Origin of the sequence: Micromonospora sicca, assembly GCF_003172935.1 — a bacterium.
In the GTDB taxonomy this organism is placed as follows: Bacteria; Actinomycetota; Actinomycetes; order Mycobacteriales; family Micromonosporaceae; genus Micromonospora; species Micromonospora sicca.
The window spans coordinates 1-10,006 of record NZ_QGKS01000343.1 but is presented as its reverse complement, the minus strand read 5'-3'; the positions used below and the strand labels follow the sequence as shown (position 1 = coordinate 10,006).

At 71.2% G+C, this 10,006-nt stretch carries 13 protein-coding genes and 1 pseudogene; 6 read left to right on the top strand and 8 right to left on the bottom strand.

The annotated features are described in order from the left end of the window. Both DKT69_RS27950 and DKT69_RS27945 read right to left on the bottom strand, forming a co-directional pair. Positions 1-918: DDE-type integrase/transposase/recombinase (locus tag DKT69_RS27950; protein ID WP_109804464.1), on the bottom strand; the 918-nt coding region annotated here is incomplete at its 3' end. After that, a complete protein-coding gene (locus tag DKT69_RS27945) occupies positions 915-1,349 on the bottom strand; it encodes a transposase (RefSeq protein WP_146231231.1) in 435 nt (144 codons plus the stop codon). The genes DKT69_RS27945 and DKT69_RS27950, both read right to left, overlap by 4 nt. Before the next feature lie 552 nt (positions 1,350-1,901). Between DKT69_RS27945 and DKT69_RS27935 the strand changes: the two genes are divergently transcribed. Beyond that, complete coding sequence (locus tag DKT69_RS27935; protein WP_109804461.1) at positions 1,902-2,126, top strand: SHOCT domain-containing protein; 225 nt, start codon at positions 1,902-1,904, stop codon at positions 2,124-2,126. Between the two features lie 385 nt (positions 2,127-2,511). On the opposite strand, the gene DKT69_RS27930 is transcribed toward DKT69_RS27935, so the two are convergent. Both DKT69_RS27930 and DKT69_RS27925 read right to left on the bottom strand, forming a co-directional pair. Continuing rightward, positions 2,512-3,183 carry a TMEM175 family protein gene (locus DKT69_RS27930; RefSeq protein WP_201749898.1) on the bottom strand — a complete coding sequence of 224 codons (672 nt, stop codon included), beginning with the start codon at positions 3,181-3,183 and terminating at the stop codon, positions 2,512-2,514. Between the two features lie 222 nt (positions 3,184-3,405). Beyond that, the gene (locus tag DKT69_RS27925) at positions 3,406-4,176 is read right to left on the bottom strand and encodes an SDR family oxidoreductase (protein ID WP_109804460.1); all 771 of its coding nucleotides are present in this window, start codon (positions 4,174-4,176) and stop codon (positions 3,406-3,408) included. Between the two features lie 103 nt (positions 4,177-4,279). On the opposite strand from DKT69_RS27925, the gene sigJ reads away from it, so the two are divergent. After that, positions 4,280-5,164 (top strand): RNA polymerase sigma factor SigJ, encoded by an 885-nt coding sequence (gene sigJ / locus DKT69_RS27920; protein WP_109804459.1) that lies wholly within the window; start codon positions 4,280-4,282, stop codon positions 5,162-5,164. A 50-nt stretch (positions 5,165-5,214) separates the two neighbouring features. Here sigJ and DKT69_RS27915 read toward each other — a convergent pair whose 3' ends face one another. After that, positions 5,215-5,439 carry a hypothetical protein gene (locus tag DKT69_RS27915; protein WP_109804458.1) on the bottom strand — a complete coding sequence of 75 codons (225 nt, stop codon included), beginning with the start codon at positions 5,437-5,439 and terminating at the stop codon, positions 5,215-5,217. Positions 5,440-5,523: 84 nt separating this feature from the next. On the opposite strand from DKT69_RS27915, the gene DKT69_RS27910 reads away from it, so the two are divergent. Then, positions 5,524-6,006 carry a MarR family winged helix-turn-helix transcriptional regulator gene (locus DKT69_RS27910; RefSeq protein ID WP_201749897.1) on the top strand — a complete coding sequence of 161 codons (483 nt, stop codon included), beginning with the start codon at positions 5,524-5,526 and terminating at the stop codon, positions 6,004-6,006. 433 nt (positions 6,007-6,439) lie between these two features. Here the strand turns inward: DKT69_RS27910 and DKT69_RS40200 are convergent. From DKT69_RS40200 to DKT69_RS27890, 3 genes and pseudogenes are all read right to left on the bottom strand, one after another. After that, positions 6,440-6,889 (bottom strand): annotated as a pseudogene (locus DKT69_RS40200) (SRPBCC family protein); the annotation flags it as partial. 125 nt (positions 6,890-7,014) lie between these two features. Beyond that, a complete protein-coding gene (locus tag DKT69_RS27900) occupies positions 7,015-7,644 on the bottom strand; it encodes a hypothetical protein (protein WP_109804456.1) in 630 nt (209 codons plus the stop codon). A gap of 295 nt (positions 7,645-7,939) precedes the next feature. Beyond that, positions 7,940-8,557 carry a pyridoxamine 5'-phosphate oxidase family protein gene (locus DKT69_RS27890; RefSeq protein ID WP_109804455.1) on the bottom strand — a complete coding sequence of 206 codons (618 nt, stop codon included), beginning with the start codon at positions 8,555-8,557 and terminating at the stop codon, positions 7,940-7,942. Positions 8,558-8,713: 156 nt separating this feature from the next. Between DKT69_RS27890 and DKT69_RS27885 the strand changes: the two genes are divergently transcribed. The 3 genes from DKT69_RS27885 to DKT69_RS27875 all read left to right on the top strand — a co-directional run. After that, positions 8,714-9,220, top strand: coding sequence for a DUF2231 domain-containing protein (locus DKT69_RS27885; protein WP_109804454.1), 507 nt, complete (start codon positions 8,714-8,716; stop codon positions 9,218-9,220). Next, entirely contained in the window at positions 9,217-9,753 is a 537-nt protein-coding gene (locus tag DKT69_RS27880) for an Hsp20/alpha crystallin family protein (protein ID WP_109804453.1), read from the top strand. The genes DKT69_RS27885 and DKT69_RS27880 overlap by 4 nt, the downstream gene beginning before the upstream one ends. Positions 9,754-9,761: 8 nt before the next feature. Beyond that, positions 9,762-10,006 (top strand): glycosyltransferase family 9 protein (locus DKT69_RS27875; RefSeq protein WP_146231230.1); only part of this gene is annotated, 245 nt, incomplete at its 3' end.

Here is a 10,006-nt window from a genome sequence, read left to right as displayed (position 1 = left end):
GCGTTCGGGGTGGGCGGCGCGGGCAGCGTCGAGGGTGGCCTGGCGGGCGTCGTCGACCGGGCCGGTGGTGGCGAAGTGCACCGAGGCCGGGGTGTGCCAGCCGATCCCGGAATGGCGATGAACGTGGTTGTACTCGGTGAAGAACCCGTCGCAGAACGCTCGGGCAGCGGACAGGCTCGGGAACGATCCGGGAAAGTCGTGCAGATACTTCAGGGTCTTGAACTGCGCTTCGGAGAACGGATTGTCGTCCGATACCTGGGGCCGGGAGTGGGTCCGGGTCACGCCGAGATTGACCAGCAACGCCGATACCGGCTGCGAGGTCATCGAGGTCCCGCGGTCAGCGTGCACGGTGTGCGGGACCTGCCCGTTACGGGCGATGGCCTCGTCGATGAAGTCACGGGCCAGGACGGAGTCCTCGGCCGCGGCGATAATCCAGCCCGGGTTGTACCGGGAGTAGATATCGATCAACACGTACAGGTGGTACCAGACTCCTTTCACCGGTCCGCGGATCTTGGTGATGTCCCAGGACCACACCTGAGACGGAGCGTCGGCGACCAGCTCGGGTTTGACCTTCGCCGGGTGGGTGGCCTGCCGGCGTCGTTCCCGGCTCTGACCCGCGGCCGCTGCGATCCGGTACATGCTCGACAGAGAGCACCAGTACCGCCCCTCGTCGAGCTCACGGATGAAGATCTGCCCGATCGACAAGTCGCTGTAGCCGGCACGGTTGATCACCTGCAGGACCGCGGCCCGCTCACCGTCGTTGAGGGCCTGCGGACCCGGCCGGCGCCGCTGCTTCGGCCCGTGGACCTTGCCACCAGCGTGACGGTAATGCGTGGCACGAGCGCGTCCCAGCAGCCGCCACGCCGTCCTGACCGGCGTCCCCACGCCCGTCAGGGCCTGCAGCGTCTGCTCGATCACCGGCTCGACGAGGGCGGCGTGTCCGAGCCCTCGGCCAACGACGCCAAGAGCTCGTGTGCTTTTCCCATGATCGACAACGCTGCCTGCGTCTGCGCCAGCTTCGCATTCAACCGGGCGTTCTCGACCCGCAGCCGCTCGGTCTCGCGTTCGGCACGCGACAACCGCGAGGTAACCGCAGATGACGCCGCGGACGAACGCGTCGTCGTACCAGGTGCCACGCCGGTGTCCCGGGCACGGCTCCATTCCTGCACATGGGAGTGGAACAACCCTTCCCGCCGCAGGACTGCAGACTTCTCACCGTGCGGGGCGGCCTCGTACTCGGCCACGATCGCGGCCTTGTACTCGGCGGTGAAGCTACGCCGAGTCGGGCGCGGCGCCGGATCAACCGGCTCCGACCTACTCTGCTCGGCGGACTGCATGTTGCTGCTCACGTACACATCTCCAGTCACGCCCTACAAGCCAACCCCGATCGCCGGGGTGTCTCACACCAGCCTGACAGAGAGGGCCTCGTCGCGGTGCCGCCTATGGCTTGATAGGTCACGCCTTGGCCGCCGCCGTCTTTCTGGTCGTGTTCCTGGTTGACCCTGAAGACCCAGCCGACCGTGCCGCAGCCGCGGTGGGTCTGTCGACCCTGACAAGCATTGTCGGATCCGTGGTCACAGTGGGCGTCGCAATCCGACATTTCAGACGAGGCGACCGGGACAAGCTGTTGGCGGCCATGCTCACGTCCTGGACCACGGGCACAGTCATCGGAATCCTTGCCGCCGGCATGGTGCTCCTTAGGACGTCGGAGTGGAGTAGTCATTGCCCCTGCGACCCGCCCATCTCCTTGTTCTGATGACGCCAGCGAGCTGACGCTCTGGACCGCCCCGATAGGTGGTCGGTCCGCATCTAGCCGGACGTGGACCGGTGCGACGGTGCAGGTCAAGCCAGGTCACCGCCTGCCTGCCAAATGTTGCCCAGCCTCTCTACGCTTACGCGCCATGGAGGTCATCATCCCGGTCATCATCGTTCTAGCCATCGTCTCGTTCATCTGGGGCCGGGCCCACGACAGTTGGTTCGCGAGGAAGATCGGCGAGGAGGTCGGCGGGCAGCGCTCGCACGATGACCCGGTTGTCCTGCTTGAGAAGCTGCACCAGCTCAAGGAAACCGGCGCGCTAACCGAAGCCGAGTACGAAGCCCAGAAGGCCCGCATCCTCGACAAGTAATGCCCTCGGCGAGTGAGTCACAGCGCGTGCCCGTCGCCGAGGGGACAGCAGGGAATGCGACAGCATCTGGTCCCAAGATGATGTTCCCGGGAGCGACGTGAGCGGTCCCCATCTAGTCCGCAGAGGTCGACGGACAGCCAGGGAGCGGTGTGAGATGCCGAGAGCCGTTTCCGCTGCTAGACCCGCATGTCTCCGCCCTCTGGGACGACACCTGGACCGATATCGGCGGCACGCCGCCCTGATCACCGCCCTGCACCGCAACCCCCTGGTCCACGCCCGCTCCCCGTTCGGCCCGACGAAGACCCGCTCCCGCCAGGACACACCCGCGACTAACCCCGATCTCCTAATGCACCCGCGCCGACGAGGCAGGGACGTCCTCGTCGGGTCACTCCCGGCCGCCGCGCCGGCGCCTCTCCCTGGCGAGCTCGCCGCGGATCGGCAGCCAGTAGAAGGGGATCAACGCGGTGATCATGGCCACGCCGAGGACGGGGAGCAGGGCGCCGAGCAGGGTTCCGGCGGCGATCCAGAGAGGAGCGAGCCGGAACCGCCTGCTGATGGCTCTCGCACCGGCGGAATCGACGGTGGTGTCGAGCAGCCGGTGACCTCGGCTCGCGTACCCCCAGATGGCGTTGAACAGCGAGGCTGCCAGCCCGAGCGCGATGCCGTAGAAGACGACGGCCGTCCGTTGCCCGTGGCCCTCGCGGAACGCGGCGGCCAGAACGGAAGCGGCGAATGGCAGGAATGCGATGCTCATCAGCAGCAGGGTGTTGAGCAGCAGCACCACCCAGTCGACGCCACGGAGGTGGTCGAACATCAGGTGGTGGTTGGCCCACACCTGCCCGATGAGCAGGAACGTGAGGGCGTACGCCAGGTAGGACGGCCAGAGCGCGGCGAGGCTGTGGGTCAGGTGCCGGGTGTCCTCCGGCGGGCGGATCTCCAGGACGAGCAGGGTGATGGAGATGGCGAAGACCGCGTCGCTGAAGGCGACGAGCCGGGCGGGGTTGCGCGCCACGCCGAGCGCCGTCGACCGTCCTGGTCCACGAACAGGTTCTGCCATCGCCCAAGACTGAGACACGTAGCGCCGCTGGCTGCGGAGCCGAGCCGCGTGTCATCCAACCCGTGACCGTTTGTGGTCAAGGCACCGATCTGTGCGCCGGATGCGCGAGGTCGTAGGTTGGGCGCCTCGCGCGCCCGCTGGCGTGGGTGATCGTGGCGGCGGGCGACCGGGAGTGAGCGCGGGACGCGCGGCGGGCCGGGACGGCCCGCCGCGCTGCGGCGCTCAGCGGGTCGGCTGCACCCGTTCGGCCAGGAAGGCCTCCCAGGTCCGCGCGCCCACGTCGGCGCCGTCGAGCGTCAGGTTCTCGCCCGCCCGGTACGCCCGGCCGGCCCTCCCGGGCATCCGTACCGGCAGCATCGGGCGGCGCTTGCCGCGTGCCCGCAGGTAGCCGCGGGCCAGCTCGGCCATCCCGTACACCCGGGGGCCGGCCAGGTCGGGCACCAGGCCGGCGGGCTTGTCCAGCGTCAGTTCCGCGAGCCGGGCCGCCACGTCCCGCGCGTCGACCGGCTGGAGCCGGAGCCCGCCCGGGACCGGTATCACCGGCAGCTTTGCCATCCTCTCCATCATGGTGAGGGTCAGGTCGTGGAACTGGGCGGCCCGCAGCGTCGTCCAGGGCAGGCCGGAGTCGGTGATCGCCCGCTCCGCGTCCAGCTTGGACCGGAGCCAACTGAGGGGGACCCGGTCCGCGCCGATGACCGAGATGTACACCAGGTGCCGCACCCCGGCCCGCGACGCGGCCCGGACCAGGTTCCGGGTCGCCTCGTCGTCGCCCTTGGGCCCGCCGGCGAGGTGCAGGACGGTCTCGGCGGCGGCCACCGCGGCCTCGACTCCCGCGCCGGTGAGCAGGTCACCGGTGACGTGTGCGGCATTGCTTCCGGGCTGGTGCCGGCCCCGGCTGAGCACCCGCACGTCCTGGCCCGCCTCGCGCAGGAGCGGTACGACGAGGCGGCCGAGGGTGCCGGTGCCACCGGTGACCAGGATGGGTGACGTCATGGCTGCTCCAAACTCGTTCGGTCCGGGAGTCGATCTCCCGGTCACGTCGGCGGTGTTTCGTGGGTCTACCGCTGTGACACCCGGCGAGAAGGGGATGTGACCGGTGGATGAGCGCGAATTTCTGAGCGAGCGTTTCGAGGAGCAGCGGAGCCGGCTGCGGGCGGTGGCGTACCGGATGCTCGGTTCGACGAGCGAGGCGGACGACGCCCTCCAGGACGCCTGGCTGCGGGTCAGTCGCGCCGACACCAGCGAGGTGGAGAACCTCGGTGGGTGGCTGACCACGGTGGTGGCGCGGGTCTGCCTGAACATGCTGCGGGCCCGGGCGCACCGGCGGGAGGAGCCGCTCGACGTGCGGGTGCCCGATCCGATCATCAGCCCGGAGTCCGGCGTCGACCCCGAGCGGGAGGCGGTGCTCGCCGACTCGGTCGGGCTGGCGCTGCTGGTGGTGCTGGAGACGCTGACGCCGGCCGAGCGGCTCGCGTTCGTGCTGCATGACATGTTCGCCGTGCCGTTCGAGGAGATCGCCCCGATGATCGAGCGGACCCCGACCGCCGCCCGGCAGTTGGCGAGCCGGGCCCGCCGCCGGGTACGCGGGCAGGCCCCCGAGCCCGATCCGGACGCCAGCCGCCAGCGGGAGGTCGTCAGCGCGTTCTTCGCCGCCGCCCACGACGGCGACTTCGACGCGCTCGTCTCGGTGCTCCACCCCGACGTGGTGCTGCGGGCCGACGGCGGGCTCACGCGAGCCCGTCAGACGGTGGTGCTCACCGGCGCGCGCACGGTGGCCGGGCAGGCGCTCACCTTCGGGCGGCTCTCCCCGTTCGCGCGCCCGGCGCTGGTCAACGGCGCCGCCGGGGTCGTGGTCGTCGTACAGGGGCGGCCGGTCTCGGTCATGGGCTTCACCGTCGCGGCCGGGAAGATCGTCGCGATCGACGTGCTCTCCGACCCCGAGCGGCTCGGCAAGCTCGACCTGTCCGTCCTCGACGGCTGACCAGCGGCACGGCGGTGGCAGGGTGCCCGTCGCGGATCCGGGGACTCAGGTCAGCGGCCGCGGCGGGCCTCGCGCTCGGCGCGCTTGCGCTCGCGCTGCTCCCGGCTCCACTGCTTGCGCTTCTCCAGGTCCCGCTTCCACTGTTCGCGCGCCTCCTGCGAGCCGCCGTGGACGGCGTTGTCGACCGTCGCGGGGCCGGCAAGGTTCCGGTAGACCCAGTCCAGGATCCGGCCGCCCTTGCCCTGATCGTCCGGAGTCTTGTGCTCCTCCGCCATGTGTCCCACCCCTCACCATTGGTAGTCCAACGATTGGTACGCAAACTATTGGTACGGTAACAGCGAGAGGGAGGGACCGATCGGATGGGTGACCTGAGCGACATCGATGATCCGCTGGCGCTGGAACAGCAGGTCTGTTTCGCCCTCTCCGTCGCGGCCCGGGGAGTGGTGGCCGTCTACCGCCCGCTGCTCGAACCGATGGGACTCACCCACCCGCAGTACCTGGTGATGCTGGCCCTCTGGCAGCACGCACCCCTGTCCGTACGCGAGCTGAGCCGCCGCCTGCAACTCGACCCGGGCACCCTGTCGCCCCTGCTCAAGCGGCTGGAGGCGACCGGCTACCTCCGGCGCGAGCGCGATCCGGCCGACGAACGCAGCCTCGCCGTGACGCTCACCGCCAAGGGCCGGGCGCTGCGGAGCCAGGCCGAGCGGATCCCCCCGGCCATCGTCGAGCGGCTGGGCATGCCGGTCGAGGACCTCAAGCGCCTGCACGCCACGCTGACCGACGTCATCGAGGCGGCGCGGCAGGCGTCGAAGGCGCCTCCCGCCAACGCCGGCGCGGAGTAGCGCGGCGCAGCCGCTACCGCCCGGCGTACCGCCCATCGTGGGGCCGGCTGGCGTCCGGACGAGGCGCACCGGCAGCACCCTTCGTCGGCGACCATGGACACGGGTGAGCCCGGCGGGCTCGGCTGCGGGCCGGCCCGCCGGGCTCACGCCGGCAGGGAGGTGACGCGCGTCAGAGGTTGCGGCGCGGGTCGGCCGGGTCGGCCGGGAAGGTCCGGGGCGTGGGGACGTCGGTCACCACGTACTCGGTCTCAATCTCCCGCGCGGTGTCGTCGTCGCTCGACCGCTGCTTGGCCAGTCCCGTCGCGCCGGCCGCGGTCGCGCCCGCGACGGCGGGGCCGGCCGCGACGGCCTTGCCGGAGACGCCGGCCTTGCCGTCGTCGCCCCGCGAGGAGGCGGCGTGCTCCACGCCCGGGGTGCCGAGGTTGCGACCCTCGTCGATCGTGCCGCGCCAGGCGCCGGTCTCGGTGCCCCGGCTCTCGATGTACGACTTGAACTTCTCCAGGTCCGCCTCGGCCCGCTTCTCGACGATGTGCAGCTTGTCGCCGGTCTTCTCGACCAGCCCCTCGGGCTCGTACTCGAGGGAGAGCCGGACCTGGGTGCGGCCGGTGCCGACCGGCTGGAAGTAGACGGCGCCGGCGTTGGTGGCGCCCTCGGTGGCGGCCCAGGCCACCTTGCGGTCCGGGACCTGCTCCAGGACCTTGGCGTCCCACTCACGCTTCACGCCCGCGATCTCGGCGACCCAGTGCATCCGCTTGTCGTCGAGCTGGCGTACCTCCTGGACGCCCCCCATGAAGCGGGGGAACTCCTCGAACTGGGTCCACTGGTTGTAGGCGGTGCTGACCGGAACGTTGACTTCGATGGACTTCTCGACCTTCGTGGTCATGGGCACTCCTTGTCGGTGAGTCGTCTTCTCGCGTCCACAGGACTTCCTACCCGGGCTGGTGGCGCTCAATCGGAACGTCTCCGGGCACAAGAGACGGACGCGGGGGAAGGCTCCGCGTCCGGGTCTCAGCCGTCCTCGCGGTCCGGGCTCTCCAGGCGGAAGAAGTTGCTCTGCTTCCCGTCGGAGCGCTCCTCCTGGTAGATGAAGTTCAGCCGGCGCTCGTCGAACGCGCGGAACCACTCGTCCCAGCTGATCTCGCGCAGTCGCGCCTCGCGGCCGTTGGCCGGGAAGTCGAGGCGCAGCACCCCGGCGTGCCCGTCGTGCTCGCTGCCGTCGACCGTGGTCGGTACGCCCTTGCGCGCCTCGGCCCACCGCCGGATCACCTCGTGGTCGGTGGCGACCAGGCTGCGCCCCGGTCGGTCCGGCTCGTCGTCGATCGAGGTGATCTCCTGGGAGTACCTGATCGACTTCGAGGTGTGCTGGCCGGTGCGGACGCCGCCACCGGACGAACCCGCGCCGCCCCGCGGACCCGAGCCGTCACGCAGGTTCTTGACCAGGGCCTTGACCAGGTCGTCCTTGTGCATGTCGGCGGTGTCGGTGACGCCGTGGCTGCGCAGCCGGCTGCGCAGCTCGTCGACCTTGAGGCGGGCGATCTCGCTCTCGCTGATGTCGGGGGTGTTCGGGGTCTGGTTACCCGGCGGGTTCCTGGTCGCGGTGGAACCGCTGCCGCGCCCCGAGCTGTTCTGCGTCGGCATCGAACATCATCCTTTCCTCGACCCGTGTTCAGGGGGTACAGCGCCGCGTGGCGCGGTGGGCCGTCCCTTGATCTGTGCCCTCAGCCGGCCGCCCAAACGTCAGCCGTCCGCCGCCGGCTCGGGCAGCTCACGCAGCGCGCGGACCGGGGAGAAGACCACCCAGAGCAGGCCGGCGAGGGCCCCGACGGTGGCGACCAGAGCGCCGGTCGTACGCCGAGGGCCTGGCCGAGCTCATAAAGATGTCTTTAGCAACGCCTCGAGCACGTCCGACCCGGGCCGGGCCGGACCGAAGCGATCAGGAGTAGATGCGGGTGGCGTACTCCGGGCCGTAGTGGCGCTCCAGGTCGGCGAGGCTCTCCACGGGAGCCTCCACCTCCTTGATCAGTCGGGGCCGGGACGGCAGCGCCTCCGGCCGCCAGGTCTCCGGCTGCCACAGCTCGGAGCGGAGGAACGCCTTGGCGCAGTGGTAGAAGATCTGCTCGACCCGCACCTCCACGGCGAGCACCGGGCGGTGCCCCCGCACCACCATGTCGGCGAAGTACGGCGCGTCCCGGACCAGCCGGGCCCGGCCGTTGATCCGCAGCGTGTCGGTGCGCCCGGGGATCAGGTAGATCAGCCCGACGTGTGGGTTGTCCAGGATGTTGCGGTACCCGTCCGCCCGGCGGTTGCCCGGCCGCTCCGGGATCGCGATCGTCGTCTCGTCCAGCACCCGGGTGAAGCCGGGCGGGTCGCCCTTCGGCGAGACGTCGCAGCTGCCGTCCGCGCCCGCCGTGGCGACCAGGCAGAACGGCGAGGCGGCCAGCCACTGCCGGTCCCGCTCGTGCAGCACCGTCCGCTCCTTGGCCACGGCCCGGGGCATCGGCGTCCCCAGCAGCTCGCGCAGCTCCTCGTGCGAGGTGATCTCCGCCGTCACGTGTTCCTCCCCCGTCCGTTGACCCGGGTGGGCCGGTGGAACGGCCGGCCCCGCCGCGACCAGCCTAGGCGAGCGCGTCGAACGCGAGGTTTCCCCGGGAGCCCGACGGGTACCGCCTAAGCCGCAGCGCGCTCGGACGCGACGATGGAGGCCACCATGGAGAGCCGACTGAAGGTGCTCGGCCACCCCGTGCACCCGATGCTGGTGATGTTCCCGGTGGCGCTCCTGGTCACCGCGGTGATCTTCGACGTGGTGGACACCGTCGGCGGGCCCGACCTCCTCGGCGAGGTGGCGTACTGGAACATCACCGTCGGTCTGATCGGGGGCCTGCTGGCCGCGGCGGCCGGCAGCGTCGACCTGCTCGCCCTCCCCACCGGCACCCGGGCGAAGCGGGTGGGCCTCACCCACGCCGCCGCCAACGTCGCGGTGATCCTGCTCTTCGCCGCGATCTGGGTGGTCCGGCTCAACGCCGACTCCCGCGCCGCCGGGGGCGCCCTGATCGCCATCGAGGTGGTGGCCGTGGCGATCCTCGGCATCAGCGCCTGGCTCGGCGGTGAGCTGGTCGACCGGCTCGGCGTCGGGGTCGACCCGCAGGCCGACCTGAACGCTCCCAGCTCGCTGCGACCCCCCACGGCCAACCAGCGGATCGGAGACGTGCGATGACGGAACAGTCGAGCGGTCGGGGCTGGCGCGGCCGCCAGCAGGGGTGGGACCCGATGGGCGAGCTGCAGTCGCTGCGTTCGGAGCTCAGCCGCCTGGTCGGCGGCCGCTCGGCCTCGCCCGACGTCGAACTGACCGAGACCGCCGACGGTTGGGAGGTCGTCGCCCGGCTGCCCGGGGTGGCGCCGGAGGAGGTGGCCGTCGAGCTGGACGACCGGGAGCTCTGCGTCCGGGCCCGCTCGGAGGCCGAGGTCAACGCCGACCAGGGCATCCCGGGCGGCTTCGAGACGCGCGGCTTCGAGTATCGGGTCGACCTGCCGTCCCGGGTGGACCCGGACCGGATCGACGCGGTGATGGACCACGGCCTGCTCCGGGTCCGACTGCCCCGGGCGTCCCGGCCCGCCCCGCGGACCATCACCGTCGGGCGCACCGGCTCCCGACCCGCCCGCACCGGTACGACCACCCTGGCCGATCCGGCCGCGGACCGGGAGATGCACCACCCGGACACCACGGTCGACGAGATCGACCGGCCCTAGCGGCGCGCGTGGACACCCCGTCCCTGCTCGGGCCGGTCGGCGAGCGGGTGCCCGAGGTCGAGCGGATCGCCGTGCTGCGGGCCAACGCGCTCGGCGACTTCATCTTCACCCTGCCCGCGCTGGAGGCGCTGCGGGCCGCGTACCCGTCGGCGGAGATCGTGCTGCTCGGCGCGCCCTGGCACGCGAAGCTCTGGCGCGACCGGCCCGGCCCGGTGGACCGGGTGCTGGTGGTCCCGCCCGCGCCCGGCATCCG

Excerpts from the sequence above, each read along its gene's own strand:
- DKT69_RS27880 (WP_109804453.1), top strand. The coding sequence starts at position 9,217 with ATGACGGAACAGTCGAGCGGTCGGGGCTGGCGCGGCCGCCAGCAGGGG.
- DKT69_RS27910 (WP_201749897.1), top strand. The coding sequence starts at position 5,524 with ATGGGTGACCTGAGCGACATCGATGATCCGCTGGCGCTGGAACAGCAG.
- DKT69_RS27900 (WP_109804456.1), bottom strand. The coding sequence starts at position 7,644 with ATGCCGACGCAGAACAGCTCGGGGCGCGGCAGCGGTTCCACCGCGACC.
- DKT69_RS27925 (WP_109804460.1), bottom strand. The coding sequence starts at position 4,176 with ATGACGTCACCCATCCTGGTCACCGGTGGCACCGGCACCCTCGGCCGC.
- DKT69_RS27885 (WP_109804454.1), top strand. The coding sequence starts at position 8,714 with ATGGAGAGCCGACTGAAGGTGCTCGGCCACCCCGTGCACCCGATGCTG.
- DKT69_RS27935 (WP_109804461.1), top strand. The coding sequence starts at position 1,902 with ATGGAGGTCATCATCCCGGTCATCATCGTTCTAGCCATCGTCTCGTTC.
- DKT69_RS27915 (WP_109804458.1), bottom strand. The coding sequence starts at position 5,439 with ATGGCGGAGGAGCACAAGACTCCGGACGATCAGGGCAAGGGCGGCCGG.
- DKT69_RS27930 (WP_201749898.1), bottom strand. The coding sequence starts at position 3,183 with ATGGCAGAACCTGTTCGTGGACCAGGACGGTCGACGGCGCTCGGCGTG.